Annotated in this window: 18 protein-coding genes; 2 read left to right on the forward strand and 16 right to left on the reverse strand. The window is 56.1% G+C overall.

The features are described from left to right. Window positions 1-30: 30 nt before the first annotated feature. From ACRDCA_RS21610 to yacL, 5 genes are all read right to left on the reverse strand, one after another. A complete protein-coding gene (locus tag ACRDCA_RS21610) occupies window positions 31-789 on the reverse strand; it encodes a DeoR/GlpR family DNA-binding transcription regulator (protein WP_438691362.1) in 759 nt (252 codons plus the stop codon). A 13-nt stretch (window positions 790-802) separates the two neighbouring features. Next, window positions 803-1816: a D-threonate 4-phosphate dehydrogenase gene (locus ACRDCA_RS21615; protein WP_438691363.1), complete on the reverse strand. Its 1014-nt coding sequence runs from the start codon at window positions 1814-1816 to the stop codon at window positions 803-805. Then, the gene (dtnK, locus tag ACRDCA_RS21620) at window positions 1776-3047 is read right to left on the reverse strand and encodes a D-threonate kinase (protein WP_438691364.1); all 1272 of its coding nucleotides are present in this window, start codon (window positions 3045-3047) and stop codon (window positions 1776-1778) included. The genes ACRDCA_RS21615 and dtnK overlap by 41 nt, the downstream gene beginning before the upstream one ends. Further along, complete coding sequence (locus tag ACRDCA_RS21625; protein WP_438691365.1) at window positions 3044-4006, reverse strand: 2-keto-3-deoxygluconate permease; 963 nt, start codon at window positions 4004-4006, stop codon at window positions 3044-3046. The genes dtnK and ACRDCA_RS21625 overlap by 4 nt, the downstream gene beginning before the upstream one ends. A 179-nt stretch (window positions 4007-4185) precedes the next feature. Beyond that, the gene (gene yacL / locus ACRDCA_RS21630; RefSeq protein ID WP_025120048.1) at window positions 4186-4548 is read right to left on the reverse strand and encodes a protein YacL; all 363 of its coding nucleotides are present in this window, start codon (window positions 4546-4548) and stop codon (window positions 4186-4188) included. A 209-nt stretch (window positions 4549-4757) separates the two neighbouring features. Between yacL and ACRDCA_RS21635 the strand changes: the two genes are divergently transcribed. Continuing rightward, on the forward strand, window positions 4758-5678 hold the full coding sequence (locus ACRDCA_RS21635; protein ID WP_438691366.1) for a LysR family transcriptional regulator: 921 nt from the start codon (window positions 4758-4760) through the stop codon (window positions 5676-5678). Here the strand turns inward: ACRDCA_RS21635 and mdcH are convergent. From mdcH to acnB, 9 genes are all read right to left on the reverse strand, one after another. Continuing rightward, window positions 5675-6604 (reverse strand): malonate decarboxylase subunit epsilon, encoded by a 930-nt coding sequence (mdcH, locus tag ACRDCA_RS21640; protein ID WP_438691367.1) that lies wholly within the window; start codon window positions 6602-6604, stop codon window positions 5675-5677. The two genes, ACRDCA_RS21635 and mdcH, sit on opposite strands and share 4 nt — an antisense overlap. Next, window positions 6604-7227 (reverse strand): malonate decarboxylase holo-ACP synthase, encoded by a 624-nt coding sequence (locus tag ACRDCA_RS21645; protein ID WP_438691368.1) that lies wholly within the window; start codon window positions 7225-7227, stop codon window positions 6604-6606. Before ACRDCA_RS21645 ends, mdcH begins: the two co-directional genes overlap by 1 nt. A 12-nt stretch (window positions 7228-7239) precedes the next feature. Continuing rightward, complete coding sequence (locus ACRDCA_RS21650; protein WP_025120052.1) at window positions 7240-8199, reverse strand: AEC family transporter; 960 nt, start codon at window positions 8197-8199, stop codon at window positions 7240-7242. Window positions 8200-8482: 283 nt separating this feature from the next. Continuing rightward, window positions 8483-9289: a biotin-independent malonate decarboxylase subunit gamma gene (gene mdcE / locus ACRDCA_RS21655; RefSeq protein ID WP_438691369.1), complete on the reverse strand. Its 807-nt coding sequence runs from the start codon at window positions 9287-9289 to the stop codon at window positions 8483-8485. Beyond that, window positions 9286-10122: a biotin-independent malonate decarboxylase subunit beta gene (locus tag ACRDCA_RS21660; protein ID WP_438691370.1), complete on the reverse strand. Its 837-nt coding sequence runs from the start codon at window positions 10120-10122 to the stop codon at window positions 9286-9288. The genes mdcE and ACRDCA_RS21660 overlap by 4 nt, the downstream gene beginning before the upstream one ends. Beyond that, window positions 10115-10414: a malonate decarboxylase subunit delta gene (locus ACRDCA_RS21665; protein WP_025120055.1), complete on the reverse strand. Its 300-nt coding sequence runs from the start codon at window positions 10412-10414 to the stop codon at window positions 10115-10117. The genes ACRDCA_RS21660 and ACRDCA_RS21665 overlap by 8 nt, the downstream gene beginning before the upstream one ends. Before the next feature lie 21 nt (window positions 10415-10435). After that, window positions 10436-11290, reverse strand: coding sequence for a triphosphoribosyl-dephospho-CoA synthase (locus tag ACRDCA_RS21670; protein WP_438691371.1), 855 nt, complete (start codon window positions 11288-11290; stop codon window positions 10436-10438). Continuing rightward, window positions 11290-12951, reverse strand: coding sequence for a malonate decarboxylase subunit alpha (gene mdcA / locus ACRDCA_RS21675; protein WP_438691372.1), 1662 nt, complete (start codon window positions 12949-12951; stop codon window positions 11290-11292). Before mdcA ends, ACRDCA_RS21670 begins: the two co-directional genes overlap by 1 nt. A 219-nt stretch (window positions 12952-13170) precedes the next feature. Next, on the reverse strand, window positions 13171-15768 hold the full coding sequence (gene acnB, locus ACRDCA_RS21680; RefSeq protein ID WP_438691373.1) for a bifunctional aconitate hydratase 2/2-methylisocitrate dehydratase: 2598 nt from the start codon (window positions 15766-15768) through the stop codon (window positions 13171-13173). 812 nt (window positions 15769-16580) lie between these two features. On the opposite strand from acnB, the gene ACRDCA_RS21685 reads away from it, so the two are divergent. Continuing rightward, window positions 16581-16703, forward strand: coding sequence for a hypothetical protein (locus ACRDCA_RS21685; protein ID WP_255417705.1), 123 nt, complete (start codon window positions 16581-16583; stop codon window positions 16701-16703). 97 nt (window positions 16704-16800) lie between these two features. Here ACRDCA_RS21685 and lpdA read toward each other — a convergent pair whose 3' ends face one another. Next, window positions 16801-18225, reverse strand: coding sequence for a dihydrolipoyl dehydrogenase (gene lpdA / locus ACRDCA_RS21690; protein WP_025120059.1), 1425 nt, complete (start codon window positions 18223-18225; stop codon window positions 16801-16803). A gap of 233 nt (window positions 18226-18458) precedes the next feature. Beyond that, window positions 18459-20324: a pyruvate dehydrogenase complex dihydrolipoyllysine-residue acetyltransferase gene (gene aceF, locus ACRDCA_RS21695; protein ID WP_438691374.1), complete on the reverse strand. Its 1866-nt coding sequence runs from the start codon at window positions 20322-20324 to the stop codon at window positions 18459-18461. Window position 20325 lies beyond the last annotated feature (1 nt).

Consider the following 20325-nt stretch of genomic DNA (forward strand, 5'->3'; position numbering starts at 1 on the left):
CCCAACAGATTTAACACCTTGCGCGGGACGTTATACCAAATGCAGGCCAGCGGGCAGATCGGCCAGTTGCCGTTGAGCGGTGGCAGGCAACGCCTTATCGGTGACGATATCCGTCAGGCTGCCTAGCGGGGTCACGCAGAACAACGAGTAAGCCTCATATTTGCTGCTGTCTGCCAGCAGTACCCGCTGGCGGGCATTGGCCATCAGATCCTGCTTCAGGCCCGCCTTCTCTTCGGTTGGGGTGGTAATACCTTTCTCAATACTCCACGAGTTGCAGCTGACAAACGCAATATCCGGGTAAATTCCTCGCAGTAATCTGCGCCCATGATCGCCGACGCAGGACTGGCTACTATCATCAATCCGGCCACCGATGATGGTCACTTCGATCTGTTTAAAGCCTGAGAGGAACAGGGCGATATGCAGATCGGCGGTGATCACCCGCAGCGGGAGATGGGTCAAGTGCCGTGCCAGTTCCAGCATGGTGGTGCCTGCATCCAGCACGACCGCATCCCCGGCTTTAACCATAGTGGCAGCATACTGGGCGATCGCGCGTTTCTCCTGCGGGTTACGCAGTTGCTTTTCATTGGTGGTGGGCTGTGCGGGGATAAAGCGGTTGAGGGCCACGCCGCCATGACTGCGGTTGATGATCCCCTGCTCATCCAGCTTGATCAAATCACGCCGGATGGTGGCAGGAGAAGCATCGATAGCGCTGACCAATTGCTCAACCGTGACCAGATTATGGGCTTTGAGGTATTCCAGAATCTGGTCCTGGCGAGTTTGTGGCTTCATGACGTCCGCGCTATCACGCCAACTGAGTGGCTAATTGAATCGAGATAGCCATGCTCTCAGACTTGGCTTTACCTGTCCAGGCAATATCAAACGCGGTGCCGTGGTCGGCAGAAGTCCGGATAAACGGCAGGCCTGCCGTGATGTTAACCCCATCATAGAAGCCCAGCAGCTTAAGCGGAATATGCCCCTGATCGTGGTACATGGCGACCACCATATCGTAATGCCCCTCGTAAGCCTGCAAGAACACGGTATCCGGTGGGCATGGGCCAGTCACATCAATGCCAAGTTGTTTAACAGCCGCAATCGCCGGGCTGACGATGTTGATCTCTTCGTCGCCAAACAGGCCATTTTCACCCGCATGGGGGTTAACCCCGGCCACCGCGATCCTTGGCTGTTTAAAACCAACGCGTTTGAGGAAGGTGTCCGCCATCGTCACCACCGTTTCAATCCGTTCGGCACTCAGCGTGTCGAGGAATTTACGCAAAGCGATGTGGGTAGAGACATGGATCACCTTCAGCTTGTCGGTATACAGCACCATGGCGTAATCGCGGCTGTTGGTCAGCGTTGCCAGCAGCTCCGTATGGCCTGGGTACAGATGCCCGGCCAGATGCAGCGCCTCCTTGTTCAACGGCGCGGTAGCAATGGCCATGACCTCACCTGCCATGGCCAGTTCGGTGGCACGCTTTACGCATCGGTAAGCCAGATCGCCCGCCTGTGCCTGCACTTTCCCTGGTGTCAGCGCTGCGGGGTCAGCCAGCGGTTCATCAATGACGTTGATAATACCGGGCGCAAAACGTGCCTGCGAAACTTGCAGGATCGGCCTCAACTCCACTTTTGGCACGATCCCCAATGCCTGTATACGTTGCAACGTTTGCAGACAGCCCACCACGACCGCCGGCGTTCCCGCCAGCTCGCCTTCAGACAGCGCCTTGATGATAATCTCTGGCCCGATGCCCGCCGGATCGCCCATGGTGACCGCAATCGTGTTATTTGCCACTGTACATCTCCTCAATATAATAAAGTGCATCCCGCAGCGTTGACGCGCTGCCAAATCCGCCGGCTTTGGTGATCACCGGCAGATCGTCGATCTCGCTGTTGACGAACGTTCCGCAAGGTACACAAGGCACCACTTCACTGGTGATCCGATAGCCTTCCGCGCCTAACGCTCTGGCGACGGCAATGGCGATATCGCCACCGGTCAGGAACAAGCCGCCAATCTGGGCCTGATTGATGATCGACAAGGTAATGGCGCCCAGCGTCTGGCTGATTTTGTCGCCTAACTGCTGGCGCGAAAGGCCATACTTTTGACACAGCGTATCGATCATCTGGCGGGCATCGGCATCCCGACAGGTGCGTAACACGCAGTGTTGCCGATCCCGCAGCACGCAGACCGCCTGGCGGATAATGTCATCTACCGCAGGCTGGCTGTCCGGCTGCAACAAACCTTCGACATCAATATCCAGAATGCCGAGCGATTTTTCCTCTGCGGCAAACACAATCTGCTGCCGAGTGGCTTCGCTCATTGAACCGGCCACCACCAGCACGGGCAGACGCTGGCGAGCAGCCAGATAGCTGCTGGCTGGCAGTGCATTTGCCAACCCCGCCGCGCCCACCAGCAAATAGCGGCAGTTGAGTTGCTGAATTGCCTGCGCCAGTTGTGCCAAATCGCCATCGGTTTCGGCATCCACGACTACGATCGCTGGCCCGGCCTGACTCAGGTGAGATAATTCGCTGCCTAGCTTGCCACCGCGTACTGCCTGCAAATCCAGTTCGTGGATCGGATAAGCGGTCTGCAAGCCAATCAACGTCTTGATATGAGAAGAGACGATCGGCGTTTTCGGATCGCTGGCGAACTCGGTTTCGACCAACGGTATGCCGTGAACCCAGCATTCGCCATTGCGCGTTATCCGACCCGCTGCGGGGATGGCGGCGGCAACGATAGCCAACTGCGCACCGCTGGCGACCATCGCCGCCTCCACCTCCGCCCCCACGTTGCCGCGAAAGGTCGAGTCGATCTTTTTATACACCAGAGGCGGCGTCTCGCTTTGACAGTAAGGCTTCAGGGCTTTGCTCACCTTTTCTTTTGCCATTTCTGGAGATAACGCCCGGCTTTCGGTGTTGATCACCAACACATCCGTGCGCCGGGTAGAGTGCGGCAGCTCGTTGAGCACCACGTCGGTACGCGCTCCCTTTTTTGCCAGTTGCACACCGGTATCATTGGCACCGGTAAAGTCATCGGCAATCACGATCATCTTCATGGCAGTTCCTCCCCAACCACGGCCTTGGTTCGTTGCTGATTGCGTTTTGCTACCCATGAGGTCAGCATCGGCGTCAATAGTGCGGTCACAATGACCGATGTCGCGACCAGTGGCGTAGCCACCGCCACCACTTCGGCCAAGGCGGGATCGGCCTGTGAAATCGCCAACGGTGTCGCCACCGCGTTACCTGCCGTGCTGGAAGCAGCCGCACCAGCGATACCCGTACCGCCCAGTAAACGATCGGCCTTGATATTGAAGAAACCGCCGAACAGGGTAGTCAGCACTCCTAACAGAATGCCCGCCAAGCCGCCTTTGAGCAGCATGGCCAAATCAATGTTGGCCCCCAGCGCAAACGCAAAGAATGGGATCAACAGTGGGCCGCCCTTGGTGAGGAACTCGCGCATCTGTGCATCCAGATTACCTAACAGCATGCCGATCAGCATTGGGATCAACACCACCACAATCGACATCACCGGAATATTGGCCATACCTGCCGCACCCAGCGCGATCATCGTCAGGATCGGGCCGTCGCTCAGGGACATCAGAGGAGTCGCACCTACTTCATTCTCCGTGCCAAACTCCCCGGCCAGCGCAGCATATAATCCGCCGTTGGTGTTGCTCATTGCGGCAATAATCGCCACAGAGGAGAGCCCCCAGATGCCATCGGCACCAAACATTTTCTCAACCCCGAATCCCAGAGCCACTGCTACGACAAATTTGGTAAAGGTGATCCCGCCGCCTATCAGCAGCGATTTAGGCGCCGCCTTGATATGGATCCCGGCTCCCATGCACAGTAGGAAAGCCCCGATCAACGGAGCCGCGCCGTTTTTGAACAATGCCGTGGTAAAGCCCCCCACCTCCAGCGCCTGCGGAGCAAAGGTGTTGATCATTGCGCCAAGCACCAGCGGGACGACCATCATCCCCCCAGGGATTTTCTCTATTGCCGCCTTAATTTTCATCTTACCCTCGTCATTTTGATTTATTTTAATCAAAATGATTATATTGAATCATAAAAATAACAAATGCGCGCTGTGTCGCAGATTAAAACATCAGCGACATGATTATTTGATTTTATTTAGTCATTACAGGGGGACGGTAAGGCGGCCAACAATCGGCCACCTCCTTTGATTGAGGAAAATCAGTAGTTCAGCATAAAGGTGCGATAGGCTTTCAGCACCGTCAGGAAATCTTCGATACCGCAGAAAGAGAGACTCTCTTCGTCATAGTAGTTCATCCCCTCTTCCATTTCGTCGCCTTCGAACTCTAACTGGTTGGCGCGGATCATCACCTCTTCACCATCCATCAGCAACGTGTATTCGTGGCCTTCCAACTGCCACTGGCGCTCACTGCCCTTAACCCCTGCCGCCCCGGCTTCGATGCGATCCAGCAGATTAAAATCACCCTTGAGCTCTTCATTGATCCAATGGCCGATGGCCTCATGCCCCATCGAAAATCTGACCACCACCTGACCGGTTACGTCACGCAGAAATTCGTAATCCATAGCATGCCCTCCTGAGCCGTGTATAACACTGAGTTTAACCCTAAATTCGCGGCTAACTCAGTGAGCGCTCGCAAAGTTGATCAATAATTCGTGGCGCAATATAACGGTTCTGCCCTCCGCTTGGGAAGCGGGAAGGCTCTCGGTGTCTGCTATGAACGGATAATTGTTGTTATCATGACATTCCTAAGCCCGCAACCAAGCCTGAGCCGATGATCGACAGCGAAATCACCCTGAAAAAATTGGAAATCTTTCTGGCGTTTATGGAGAAGGAAAACATTGCCCGGGCCGCAGAGCAGCTGGGTTTGAGCAGCGTTAGCGTGCACCGGGCTCTGCATACCCTGGAAGAAGGTTTCCGCTGCCCGCTGTTTATCCATAAAGGGCGTAACCTGCTACCTCTGCCCGCTGCGCAAACGCTGGCAGAATACGCTCGCGATATCGTGGATCTGACCTACAAAGGTATCGAAGAAACTCGGCTGAAGGCGGGATTTGGTCAGCAACGCATGCGCATCGGCACGCTCTACTCACTCACGCTGGAAACTATTCCACGGTTGATCATGGGGCTGAAGGTGCGTCGCCCTGCCATGGAGATCAGCCTGACAATGGGATCGAATGAAGATCTGCTGGCCCAGTTGGAAAATCAACTGCTGGATGCCATTCTGATTTCGGTTTCGGACAGCCAGATCGATCCACTGCGCTTTGAGATCCTGCCGCTATTCGAGGATGATATCTATCTTGCCGCACCGGCAGCGTCGGCGCTAAACAGCAATGGCACGGCAGATCTGCAAGACTTCCGCAGCCAGAAGTTTGTTTCCCTGACCGAAGGTTTTGCCACTTACCACGGTTTTAGCGAAGCGTTTCAGATCGCCGGGTTTGAACCGGAAATCGTCACCCGGGTGAACGATATTTTCTCTATGCTCAGTCTGGTACAGGCCGGAGTGGGCTACACGCTGGTGCCAGGGCGGATGAAGAAGATGTATGAGCACACGCTGCAATTACTGCCGCTGTGCGAGCAGTACCAGATGCGCCAGACCATCGCGCTGGTGTTCAACCGCAATCAGCAGCAGGATCCGAATCTATTGGCATTGACGGCGGAAGGCCGGATGTATGCTCGCGGCGAAGGCCCGGTTTAATCGCGCTGATATTTGGCGACTATGCCGCATACCGCTTTCAGACCTAACTGACAGCGGGACAGCGCTTCCCCCTGCTCCATCACTTTTTTGGTCAATCCGGTCAATACCGCGCCCGGCGGCATCTCGATCGCCAGACGAACTTCCCGTTCATAGGCCGCCACCATCGCCTCATGCCAGCGTACGGTGCGCGCCATATTAAAGGCCAGATCGTCGGCAATCCGTTCTGGCTGCCACAACACGCGCCCAGTGCTGCCGCTGAGATAAGCAATCTTTGGCCGGTTGAGGCTGACCTGGTTCATTGCCTGTGCCAGCTTCTCAGCCGATTGTGCCAGCAGGGCGCAGTGGGAAGGGACGCTCACCGCCAATCGCTGCGTCTTGGCTGCCCCTGCGGCTTTTGCCAGCGCCATGACCTGCGCCATCGCGGCTTCGCTACCCGCAATCACCAGTTGGTCTTCGGCATTGATATTGGCCAGATAGACCGGCGACTCATTGCTGTTCACCTGCGCGATCAGCATTTCTACCCGGCGCAACGGCAAACCAACAATCGCTGCCAACCCGTATCCTGCCGGATAAGCCTCTTCCATTAGCTGACCACGCAACCCCACCAGCCGCACGGCATCGGCAAATGTCAAAGCCCCGGCAATCACCGCAGCCGGAAAAGCGCCGATGGATAATCCACTGACAAAATCTGCCACGATGCCTTGCTGCTGTAGTTCCCGCGCGTAGGCGACACCGGCGATCAGCAAACATAGCTGTACCGCACGGGTTTTCTCTAAAGCTGAGGCGCTATCCAGTGTCAGGACATCCTGATCAAGAACGGCGCTGGCCTCACTTAACAGCCGTTGGGTCGTTTCATTGGCCGGCAGTTGGTGCAGCATTTGCGGCACCTGCGGCCCTTGGCCGGGAAAGGTAAATAAAATCTTCATCAGTCCTCCTGAAAACTGGCCCACGGATCCCTCGTTAATCGCGGGCCAGCGGCGGTTTTCAGCATCGCTCGCCCATCCCGTAGCCATTCGCTCAGGGCAAACCCGCCCAGCGGCGTCTCTAGCTGGGCATCGGCTCGACAAGGCAGAGCCTGCAACCACATTGCCAGCCGCTGCAAATCATCCAGGCTGGCAGGCTGCGGGCAGCGAACCACCAGATCCAGATCGCTGTCGGCGTGCATTACCGGAATTTCGGTGGCCAGTGCATAACCACAGCTACCGGTCACGCCCCAGGTCCACGGCCAAGGCCGCTGAGCCAACATAATTAGCGCCTGCACCGGCTGTTGGGAAACAAAAGTCGAGTGCAGCAACGCAACGGGTTCACTCACCAAAGACTCCGGCGTCACGATGCGCCGGATAGCTTCTTCGCTCACCCAGGCCGCAGCGCGCTGGCTGCGTTTCATACCCCGGATACCTACCGGTATTCGCCCGCCCTCCTGAACATCCCGCCGTACCACCAACGGTAATGAGGTACGCCACTGCTGGCTGACCCATTCCGGCAACGCCTCGTCGGCGCCAAGGGCAGCACGCTCATTAATCCAAATCAGGTCATGCGGGCGAATCATCGGCTTCTCCAGTTACATCCCTGAGGTCAGGGTGATAAACAGCGGTAAGGTAATGATACACAACACGGAACTGATCAGTAACGTGGCTTCGGCATCCGGCGACTGCACGCCAAAACGGTTACCAAAGACGATGCCGAAGAAACCGGCGGAAAGCGCAATCATCAAAATAGCGGTGATCGCCACGCTACCGTGCAGGCCCAGTGCCAACACCAGCCCCCAGGCAATAAACGGTTGGATCAGCAGTTTGGTTACGCTCGACAGGATCACCGAGCCGTTGATCTGTAGCTTACGGGCAGACAGGATCACCCCGGTCAGGAACAGCGCCGTCGCCGTGGCCGACAGACCAAGCGGTTTGATGGCAGCTAACACCATTTCAGGCATATGGATGCCGATGGCCGACAGTACCACCCCAAGCAGCGGCCCCCAGACGATTGGTTTTTTCACCGAGCGCCACATCAGCACTGGCAACATGCCGAGGGAAGAACCTTGAGCCGCACCGGCTGCACGGGCCTTTTCGCGCTCGAGGATCAGCAGGCAGAACGGCGTCATCAGTACCGAACCGCAGGCGATAGCGACCGCCACGGACAGTGAGGTTCCCGGAGTTTCCCCCAACACGCTGCCGAGGATCGGCAGGCCAAGCGCGGCATAGTTGGGTAGCGCAACGGTGAGCGTCAGCACCGCGGCATCCTGCGGAGACTTATGGAAGATCTTGGTACAGATGAAATAGATCGCCGCATAGGTGATCCACATCGCCAGCACTAACACCACGATCAGCGGCGACTGCTCCACGATCCCCGCCCAAGGCGTTTGTACGGTGGCACCAAACAGGGCCGCCGGCAGGGCAAAATCCATCACGAAGATGTTGAGTAACGAAACGTTCTGGTTATCGACCATTTTTGCCTTACCGGCAAAAAAGCCCAGCAGCATAATGACGAAAATCGGTGCCAAAGCATGAATAATTACGTATGTCATAAATCACCTGTTAAAAAGAAAAAATCAGTCAGATCAGGTGCGATGGTGTCGGTTATATTTTTATTTGCAGGTGTTGCTATACCCTATGAATTTCAAGCTGCAGCTAGGCGACAAGCTTACTCATCCCCAGGAGCTTACTTTTGGGTAAGTGACTGGGGTGAGTAAGCGCAGGTAACAACGCTGCAGCTTGAAAGGCGACGGGTATATATGCCGGGCTGGAACGCATAGCCCGGCGGGTGTTGTTAATATCCTGAACTCTGACGTAAAAATGGCTGGCGTGGCATTACCACTCTGCGCGCATCCGTTCACGCACCAGTGCAGAACTGTGGCGGTTGTCTGCCCCCAGGCGGTTAGTTAAACCGACCCCTTCACGGCGGGTTTTAGCGATCGCCTGGATCACCGCGTGGCGTACCAGATGAAGCTCCTGCTCAGTGGCATGTAGCGGATCACGGATATCCAGCAGCTGTTCCAGCAGGCCCAGCGAACTGTAATGCTCAATGTCATAGGCCATCGGTGGAATGGTTGCAGCCAGCTTCTCTAACGCCGCTACAGAACGCAGCGTGATGCGGGCAGCAGACTCTTTGCCCATCGCATGGATCATCACGCCAGCATCGTTGAAAGCGATCAAGCGGTTGGCCTGATAGCCGTGCGCCAGGAATGCCCCCGACATGGCCTTACCGACGATGAGACCAATCACCGGATGGCCTGCCAGCCGAGCCTTGGCATAAGCCCCGGCCGCACCGGCCAGCGCCTGATGAATACCAAAGGCTTCTTCCCGCCGGCCATAGGCCTGGCTTGGCACATCGATCACCGCTACGATGGCACGCTTTTGCACTTTATCAACGTCAGCCGCTACTGCTTCACTGACGACCTGAGCCAACGTCCAGCCTTCCAGCAAGCCCACTTCACCACGTGCGGCCCGTGGATAATGGTTATTCGCATCCGGCACCACGGCGATAAAACGCGCCGGCTGGCCCTCAAGTTCCCCATCGGCTACCCGGATCGAGGCGCACTGCCCCTGGCGCTGTTCGGCACCCGCCGTCAGCAAAGAGAACCAATACTCTCCACGGCTTGATGATGACGTACTCATACCCGATCCTCCACAGCAAACAGTTGAGCAATGACTGCCGCATCCGCCTGTTGGCGGGTGTCAAACTGCGACAGTTTCGGCAAGTAATAATGATAATTATCGGAACGGTGCTGAGCAGGTACGCCGCGTTGCAAACAGTCTGTCATCGCCGCTTTTACCGCATGCAGCGCATCTGGCACTTCTTCATCGACAAACCCGCTGCGATAACGCACGTCGCCACCGGTCATGCTCCAGATGAAAGGCCGATCGCGGGAATCGTATTCTTCGATACCGGCTTCTTGCTCAATCACCTGCGGGCCATTCAATCCCAGCCGCGCTTCACGGGTGACGATCAGATAGCTGCATAATGCTGCCGCAATCGACATCCCACCAAAGCAGCCGACGGTGCCAGCAATAATGCCCACTACCGGGGTATAACGGCGCAGGTCGACAATCGCCGCATGAATATCCGCGATCGCTGCCAGCCCCAGGTTGGCCTCTTGCAGGCGCACGCCACCGGTTTCCAGCAACAATACAGCCTGGGTCGCAATGCCGTTGCGATTATCTTCCGCCGCCAATTCCAGGGCTGCGGCCATCTTGGCACCGGAGACTTCCCCCATGCTGCCGCCCTGAAACGCCCCTTCTACCGCCACGACCACCGCCGGTTTACCGTCAATGGTACCTTTGGCAACGACCATGCCGTCATCGGCCTGTGTGACGATGCCTTGCGGTTCCAACCAAGGTGAAGTAATGCGCTCAAATGGCCCCAACAGTTCACGGAAGCTGCCGCTGTCCAGCAGATTGCGGGCACGTTCACGGGCACTAAGTTCGATAAAGCTGATGTCATCACGCATGAGCGGCCTCCTCAAATACCTGTTCGATACGCAGCCGAGCCACCCCAGGCGTAGCGCCGAAGTCGTTAATCTCCAAGCGCCCGGCAGGTAAATCACGCAATGAAGCCAGGCGTTCAAACAGATGCTGCCAACGCTGCCGGCTACCGTCTACGGAGGTTTTTATCGTTACTGTCAGAGTGCCATCAGTCGCAGGCTCAAACAGCGCCTCCATGTCACCGGAGCCAACGACGCCGGTTAGTGCCTTACCCGGCAGCGTCATACTGGCCGGATAACTCAAATCGATATGTTCCATAACATCCTCTGGATTGATTATTCAGCGGGCCGTAGCCCGATCGAGGAACAGCGCCGCAGCCAGCAAATCGGCCGCGCCACCGGGTGAAGCGTTGCTCGCCAATAGCCGTTGTTCCAGTTTGACCAACGCCGCCTGTCCTGCCGGATGCTGATATCCTCCGGCATGCAGTACCTCTGCGGCCCCCTGCTGCATCGCGTTTAGTGCCGTTAAGCCACCGCGCGACAACACACAGGTATCGCTCAGGGTGGTCATGATGGCCATCAAGGCATCAATTTGCGCGGCAGGTTCACTGGCCCCCAGGCTCCTGCTGTGCCACAGTTGCGGCAGCGCCCGTTGCATCACATGTGGAAAACCCTGTTGAGCCTCTTCCCGCGCGCCGGGTACCTGATAGCGTTGAGTGGCGCGCAAGCCCTTGCTGAACACCTTGGGGCTGACGTGATCCGCTAACTGCGCCAACTGGGCGGCCAATGCGCAACTGCCGGATGGCGTTGCGTGACCACCTTGCATCGCCACCGTCGTCACCAGCAGGCCCAGCGCCCAGATCGCGCCACGATGCGTATTAACACCGGCGGTGGCAGCCATCATCACCTGTTCGCCTTCCCGGCCAATCCGGCCCACTTCCTGGCGTAACGCGCTGTCTGCCGGGCGCTGCCAACCGGCAATCGCCAAACGATGGAAGACCGGCGTCAGGCTGTTGGCTGAACGCTCCATCAATTCCAGCGTCAGATCCTGATGTGCACCAGAACCTCGGGCATCCACCAGCCCCGGTTTCGGGCTAAGGCGAGCCTCATCCACCAGCGCCTGCGTGGCAAACTCTGCCAGCCGTGCGGCAACAACATCCGCATCAGAGGCGTTCAAACAGCGGGAAAGTTTCATTACCAGCTCCGGAATTTAGCTGGCGGGTTGTACAGGCCGTCGGACCACTCGACCAGATCCGCAACGCTGCCTGCGGCCAACAGAGAACGCGAAGCATCGGTACGGCGAATATCGAGATCTTCCGGGAACACCACTTTGCCTTCACGGCGTAGTTCGGCCACGCGTTTTGCGTCCACGCCCAGCCCGATATCGGTGATACCGGCCACCGCAGCCACCATCGCACGGCGTTCTTCCAGCGAACGTGCCCGATACAGATAAGCGATGCCCTCTTCGGTCAACACGTGGGTCACGTCATCGCCGTAAATCATGACCGGTGCCAACGGCATGCCAGACTCTTGCGCTACATCAACGGCATCGAGCTTTTCTACGAAGGTCGGTTTGGCTCCTGCCTGGAAGGTTTCCACCATCTGCACCACCAGCTTGCGGCCACGGGCCAACGGATCCGGCTCTTCGATCATATCCAGCCAGGCCGGTGTCGCATGACGACGACCATGCGGGTCATGCCCCATGTTCGGCGCGCCGCCAAAACCAGAGAGACGACCACGCGTCACGGTCGAGGAATGGGCCATTCCGTCGATCTGCAAGGTAGAGCCAATAAACATATCGACGGCGTACTGGCCAGCCATCTGACAGAACGCCCGGTTAGAACGCATGGAGCCATCACTACCGGTGAAGAAGATATCCGGGCGAGCTGCGATGTAGTTTTCCATCCCCAGCTCCCCCCCAAAGCAGTGCACGGTTTCTACCCAACCGCTTTCGATGGCCGGGATCAGGGTCGGATGCGGGTTCAGGGTCCAGTGTTTACAGATTTTGCCTTTCAGGCCCAGTTGCTCACCGTAGGTAGGCAACAGCAACTCGATGGCAGCGGTGTTAAAACCGATGCCGTGGTTCAGCGATTGCACCTGGTGTTTGGCGTAGATGCCTTTAATCGCCATCATCCCCATCAGCACATGCACCGGTTTGATCAGGCGCGGGTCGCGGGTAAACAGCGGCTCAATAAAGAATGGCTTGTCGGCGACGACCACAAAGTCGATCCAGGAACCGGGAATATCAACCCGTGGCAGGTCGGTTTCATCATCGACCAGTTCGTTAACCTGTGCGATGACGATGCCGTCTTTGAACGCAGCGGCTTCCACCAGTGCCGGAGTATCTTCGGTGCTTGGCCCGGTGTACAGATTGCCGTGGCGATCAGCCTTGAACCCGGCCACTAACGCCACGTTCGGCACCAGATCCACATACAGGCGGGAATAGAGTTCGATATAGGTGTGGATGGCGCCAATTTCCAGCTGCCCATCTTCCAGCAGTTGGGAAATACGTAAGCTCTGGGTGCCAGAGAAAGCGAAATCCAGCTTGCGGGCGATGCCCTTCTCAAAAATATCCAGATGCTCGGCACGGCCAACGCTTGGCATGATCATATGCAGATCGTGAACCTTGGCTGGGTTGACCTCGGCGAGCATGCGGGAGAGAAAATCGGCCTGCTTCTGGTTATTGCCTTCAAGCACCACCCGATCGCCAGAAACCAGCAGCTTTTCCAACACGCTGGTCAGATCGGCAGTGGGGATCACTTTGCCCTGCGACTGCCCTTGCACACTTGCGATACGGCGTTTTTTTTCCTGCCGCCGGGTATCCCAAACGCGTGTGGGGCTTTGATGAAGCGACATACCTCAACCTCCTGGGTTTACTTGGTTCTGTTCAGTAGGGGTAGAGTAAGAGTCTAGGAGAGGGCCATCAATCAAGCAGGCAGCGGGTTTGTTAGCCTGAGAGTAATGATTCTATTTAGTTAATAGTAATCAATCGGTTAATTTCGCCAGAAGTGGGATGCGATCACAAAAAAATGGGGAACCTAAAGGCTCCCCGTGATGTATCAACTCAGTAATGAATTACACTGCGGTCTGGAAAATCACACCGTCGGCTTTTTCCGTGTACTGGGTCAACTGGTCGAAGTTCAGGTAGCGATAGGTATCCGCCGCCGTCTTGTCGACCTGCGCCATATAGGTCTGGTATTCATCTGGGGTTGGCAGGCGACCCAGCAGGGAAGCTACCGCCGCCAGCTCTGCAGACGCCAGATAAACGTTGGCACCGGTACCCAGACGGTTCGGGAAGTTACGGGTCGAGGTAGAAACCACGGTCGCACCATCCGCCACGCGTGCCTGGTTACCCATGCACAGTGAACAACCAGGAATTTCGATACGTGCTCCGCTCTTGCCAAAGACGCTGTAGTAGCCTTCTTCGGTCAGTTGAGCCGCATCCATCTTGGTTGGCGGAGCCACCCACAGGCGGGTTGGCAGTTGGCCTTTATGCTGATCCAACAGTTTACCCGCCGCACGGAAGTGACCGATGTTGGTCATGCAGGAACCGATAAACACTTCATCGATCTTGCTGTTGGCCACATCGGACAGCAGGCGCGCGTCGTCCGGATCGTTCGGCGCACACAGGATAGGTTCCTTGATATCGGCCAGATCGATTTCGATCACGGCGGCATATTCCGCATCCGCATCGCCTTCCAGCAACTGTGGATCCGCCAGCCATTTTTCCATGCCCTGAATACGGCGTTCCAAGGTGCGGCGATCGCCATAACCTTCGGAGATCATCCACTTCAGCAGCACGATATTAGAGCTGAGATATTCGGCGATCGGTGCCTGATCCAGTTTGATGGTGCAACCGGCGGCGGAACGTTCTGCCGAAGCATCGGTCAGTTCAAACGCCTGCTCGACCTTCAGTTCCGGCAGACCTTCGATCTCCAGAATGCGGCCAGAGAAGATGTTCTTCTTGCCCTTCTTCTCTACGGTCAACAGACCCTGTTGGATTGCGTAGTAAGGGATGGCATGCACCAGGTCACGCAGGGTGATGCCAGGCTGCATTTTGCCCTTGAAACGCACCAACACTGACTCAGGCATATCCAGCGGCATCACGCCGGTCGCAGCAGCAAAGGCCACCAGACCAGAACCGGCCGGGAAGGAAATACCGATCGGGAAGCGGGTGTGGGAGTCACCGCCGGTTCCGACGGTATCCGGCAGCAGCATGCGGTTCAGCCAGGAGTGGATCACACCATCGCCAGGGCGTAGCGAAACGCCACCACGGTTCATGATGAAGTCCGGCAGCGTGTGGTGAGTCGTCACGTCCACCGGTTTCGGGTACGCGGCGGTATGACAGAACGACTGCATCACCAGATCGGCAGAGAAGCCCAGGCAAGCCAGATCTTTCAGCTCGTCACGGGTCATCGGGCCGGTGGTATCTTGTGAACCGACCGAGGTCATCTTGGGTTCGCAATATTCGCCAGGGCGAATACCGGCAACGCCACAGGCACGACCAACCATTTTCTGTGCCAGTGAGAAGCCCTTGTTGCTAGCCGCAATCGGCTTGGCAATACGGAACACTTCGCTGTGCGGCAGGCCCAGCGCTTCACGCGCCTTGGTGGTCAGGCCACGGCCGATAATCAGAGGAATACGGCCACCGGCACGCACTTCATCCAACAGCACATCGGTTTTCAGCTCGAAGCTGGCAACCAGTTCACCGGTTTCATGGTTACGCACTTCGCCTTTGTACGGGAAGATGTCGATCACATCGCCCATATTCAGGTCAGAGACGTCCACTTCGATCGGCAACGCACCGGCATCTTCCATCGTGTTGAAGAAGATTGGCGCAATCTTGCCGCCCAGCACCACACCGCCACCGCGCTTGTTCGGCACGTAAGGGATGTCGTCGCCCATAAACCACAGCACCGAGTTGGTGGCGGACTTACGTGAAGAACCGGTACCGACAACGTCACCGACGTAGGCCAGCGGGAAACCTTTCTTGTTCAGTTCTTCAATCTGTTTGATCGGGCCTACGCTACCCGGCTGATCCGGGAAGATGCCTTCACGTTCGCTCTTGAGCATGGCCAAAGCATGCAGTGGGATATCTGGACGTGACCAGGCATCCGGCGCCGGTGACAGATCGTCGGTGTTGGTTTCACCAGTCACTTTGAACACGGTTACGGTGATCTTTTCCGCCAACGGTGAACGTGACAGATACCATTCGGCATCGGCCCAGGACTGCATGATCTGCTTGGCGTGCGGGTTACCGGCTTTGGCTTTTTCTTCTACGTCGTAGAAGTTATCAAACATCAGCAGCGTATGGGAAAGCGCCTTGGCAGCGATCGGTGCCAGCTTTTCGTTATCCAACGCATCGATCAACGGATGAATGTTGTAACCGCCCTGCATGGTGCCTAGCAGTTCAATGGCTTTTTCGGGGGTAACCAGGGGGGAAGTGGCTTCGCCTTTGGCGACGGCTGCCAGAAAACCTGCTTTGACATAGGCGGCTTCGTCGACGCCCGGTGGTACACGGTTAATCAGCAGGTCTAACAGAAATTCTTCTTCGCCTTTTGGCGGATTTTTTAATGATTCAACCAGCGCTGCCATTTGTGTCGCATCTAATGGCTTAGGGACGATGCCCTCTGCAGCACGCTCGGCCACGTGCTTACGGTATTCTTCTAGCACGACTTTCTCCTCGCTCTCATTGTCATTTATTGTGCCTGGCGTTTTATATTCAACCGTTTGTATACCCTATGGATTTCAAGTCGTGGCTAGGCGGCCAGCTCGTTCATCCCCAGGAGCTTGCGCAAGTCAAGTGACTGGGGTGAGCGAGTGCAGTCAACAACGCTACGGCTTGAAAGACGACGGGTAGAGCGTACGGCGATACTTGTCGGGCACTGCTGTCGATATCCTGGACTGTAAGTAAGGTACAGTGCCCGGTTCCGCCCAGCCAGCATATCAGGATTTGAATCGGTTGTTAATTCGTTCACATAAAAGCAACATTAAATCTTTGCTGAATCGTTGACCGCAGCGTAATCGGCTGCAAAGCAGACGGGACGGGCTCGGGTTGGTTACGGCACAAACGCACAATCAGCCAGATGAGCACAACATAACGTCCATACTTTTACAATGGTTATCGGTGGGATTAGGGAAAATTGGCGGGCGTCAGGCACAAAAAAACCGCCATAAGGACGGTTCTTTTGTATCCGAACGGTGTTAGCAGGCACCGACCGGATTTCTTACATCGTTAAAAAACGATACAAGCGCTGATGAACAAAGCCATTGTGCGTAAACTTGGTTAAAAAATCAACCGCTGGGATGCAAAAACTCTCTATTTTATGTACCCTGATTTTGGGTCTGTTCTGCCGGTTTAGCAGCCGGTCATCGGGCTTGAGAACAGTGCTGCAACGACTGCGATACAAGCGCTGATGAACGCTTGTTCCACCGGAGCTTTCCCGGTGAAGTCGCGGTGGTCGTGGTTCCACAAGGAACGCGCAATGAAAGGGAGATCGCTCATTATCCTGCTCATTGTACTGGGATCGGTGTTTGGAGTCAGTAAAGGTGGTTGGTCAGTTTCTGGCAATCAACTGATCTTCAACGTCGTATTCCAGAACAAGTAAGCTACTGGCCGCTCTCTGAGCGGCCTTTTATTGGCGCAGCCGCAAATAAAAACGGCCCCTTTACAGGAGCCGCTTATCAACCTTCAAACCGCAGAAATTACTTCTTCTTGGCTTTCGGGTTTGGCAGATCGGTGATGCTGCCTTCGTAGATCTCTGCTGCCAGGCCTACGGATTCGTGCAAGGTCGGGTGAGCGTGGATGGTCAACGCGATATCTTCTGCGTCACAACCCATCTCGATAGCCAGACCGATCTCACCCAGCAGTTCGCCGCCGTTGGTGCCGACAATAGCACCACCAATGATACGGTGAGTTTCTTTGTCGAAGATCAGTTTGGTCATACCGTCTGCACAGTCAGAAGCGATAGCACGGCCTGAAGCTGCCCACGGGAAGGTGGAAGTTTCATAGCTGATGCCTTTCTCTTTGGCTTCTTTCTCGGTCAAACCTACCCATGCGACTTCTGGCTCGGTGTAAGCGATAGATGGGATCACTTTCGGGTCGAAGTAGTGCTTCATACCCGCGATAACTTCAGCGGCTACGTGGCCTTCATGCACGCCTTTGTGCGCCAGCATCGGTTGACCGACGATGTCACCAATCGCGAAGATGTGTGGCACGTTGGTACGCAGCTGTTTGTCGACGTGGATAAAGCCACGATCGTCAACTTCAACACCGGCTTGGCCAGCGTCCAGCAGTTTACCGTTCGGCACACGACCGATCGCCACCAGCACGGCGTCATAACGCTGTGGTTCCGCAGGGGCTTTTTTGCCTTCCATCGTCACGTAGATGCCGTCTTCTTTGGCTTCTACCGCGGTTACTTTGGTTTCCAGCATCAGGTTGAACTGCTTGCTGATACGCTTGGTGAAGACTTTCACCACGTCTTTGTCTGCGGCCGGGATCACCTGGTCAAACATTTCAACCACGTCGATTTTTGAACCCAGAGCATGGTATACGGTGCCCATTTCCAGGCCGATGATACCACCGCCCATAACCAGCAAACGCTCTGGAACGGTTTTCAGCGCCAGTGCATCGGTGGAATCCCACACGCGTGGATCTTCATGAGGAATAAATGGCAGTTGGATCGGACGGGAACCTGCGGCGATGATGGCATTGTCGAAGTTGATGGTGGTGGCACCATTCTCGCCTTCAACGACCAGCGTGTTGGCACCGGTGAATTTGCCCAGACCGTTAACGACTTTGACTTTACGGCCTTTAGCCATGCCAGCCAGACCACCGGTCAGCTGATTGATGACTTTCTCTTTCCAGACGCGCACTTTGTCGATGTCGGTTTTCGGCTCGCCGAAAACGATGCCGTGTTCGGCCAACGCTTTGGCTTCTTCGATCACTTTGGCAACGTGCAACAGCGCTTTGGAAGGGATACAGCCTACGTTCAGGCAAACACCACCCAGAGTGGAGTAACGCTCAACCAGAATGGTTTCAAGACCTAAGTCAGCGCAACGAAAAGCAGCAGAGTAACCTGCAGGGCCCGCCCCAAGTACCACGACCTGAGTTTTAATTTCAGTACTCATCATGACCTCTTAATTAGTTGTCCGGCGGGTCAGACGTCATTTTTATTGCTAATCAGTCTCATAACGCCCTTCATCCACCGGGACGCATACACCGCGAGCAGTTTACAGAATTGTTAATAATCTGCAAAGCGTGTTCGAGTGACCCGTGTCCCAACAATTCTGTCGAGTCATGCAAAACCCGACAAAACTGCTACTGAATTACTAAGGGCGCAGCATGCTGCGCCCTTTTTTCATTACATCACCAGACGGCGAATGTCGGCCAGCATGTTGTTGATGATGGTGATGAAGCGCGCACCATCAGCACCGTCAATCACACGGTGGTCGAAGGAGAGCGACATTGGCATCATCAGACGCGGCAGGAACTCTTTGCCGTTCCAGACTGGTTCAATCGCCGACTTGGAGACACCCAGGATAGCCACTTCCGGCGCGTTAACAATCGGCGCGAAGTGAGTTGTCCCGATACCGCCCAGGCTGGAGATGGTGAAGCAACCGCCCTGCATTTCGCCAGCGGTCAGCTTGCCGTCACGCGCTTTCTTGGAGATCGCCATCAGTTCACGGGACAGTTCAGTGATGCTCTTCTTGTTCACATCCTTGAAGACCGGAACCACCAGACCATTTGGCGTATCTACCGCCACACCGATGTTGATGTACTTTTTCAGCGTCAGCTTCTGGCCATCTTCGGACAGAGAGCTGTTGAAGCGTGGCATCTGCTCAAGAGCAGCAGCAACGGCTTTCATGATGAACACCACCGGGGTGAACTTCACGTCCAGCTTACGCTTGGCAGCTTCGTCGTTCTGCAGCTTACGGAACGCTTCCAGATCGGTGATATCGGTTTTGTCGAAGTGAGTCACGTGCGGGATCATCACCCAGTTGCGGCTCAGGTTGGCACCAGAGATTTTCTGGATGCGGCCCAGTTCAACTTCTTCGATCTCACCAAACTTGCTGAAGTCTACTTTCGGCCATGGCAGCATGCCTGGCAGACCACCACCGGTTGCGGCAGGAGCGGCTTCGGCGCGTTTGACCGCGTCTTTCACGTAAGTCTGCACGTCTTCGCGCAGGATACGGCCTTTACGGCCCGTGCCCTTCACTTTCGCCAGGTTAACACCGAACTCACGCGCCAGACGGCGGATGACCGGGGTGGCGTGCACGTAGGCGTCGTTCTCGGCAAACTCACCTTTACCTGCGGCGGCAGCAGGAGCAGCAGCTTTGGCTTCCTGCTTGGCCGGAGCCGGGGCAGCTTCTGCTTTCTGAGCTGGCGCAGCGGCTGGTGCAGCACCTTCCACTTCGAAGACCATGATCAGAGAACCGGTTTTCACTTTATCGCCGGTAGCGATTTTGATCTCTTTCACGGTACCCGCGAACGGAGCCGGCACTTCCATCGAAGCCTTGTCACCTTCAACGGTGATCAGTGACTGCTCAGCGGCAACTTTATCGCCCACTTTCACCATCACTTCGGTCACTTCTACTTCATCGCCGCCAATGTCTGGCACTTCGACGTTTTTCGCCGCGCTTGCCGCAGGAGCAGCAGCCGCTTGGGTAGCCGCAGCAGCAGGGGCTGCAGAAGCCGCTCCAGCCACTTCGAAGACCATAATCAGGGAACCGGTTTTCACTTTGTCACCGGTGTTGATTTTGATCTCTTTTACGGTACCGGCGAACGGTGCAGGCACTTCCATTGAAGCCTTGTCGCCTTCAACGGTGATCAGAGACTGCTCGGCAGTCACGGTATCGCCAACCTTCACCAGGATCTCGGTGACTTCAACTTCGTCAGCCCCGATGTCCGGCACTTCAACGTCTTTGGCTGCGGCAGCAGCAGGAGCGGCGGCCGGTTTTTCTTCTGCCTTGGCGGCAGGTGCGGCAGCGGCCGCACCTTCTGCTTCAAAGATCATCAGCAGTTTGCCCGTCTCGGTTTTATCACCGACGGCCACTTTGATCTCTTTCACCACGCCAGCCTGCGGCGAAGGCACTTCCATGGAGGCCTTGTCGCCTTCCACGGTGATCAGCGATTGTTCAACTTCAACCTTATCGCCAACCTTCACCAGGATCTCGGTGATTTCAACTTCATCTGCACCGATGTCCGGTACTTTGATTTCGATAGACATT

The organism is Serratia sp. (in: enterobacteria) (assembly GCF_051654945.1).
GTDB lineage: Bacteria > Pseudomonadota > Gammaproteobacteria > Enterobacterales > Enterobacteriaceae > Chania.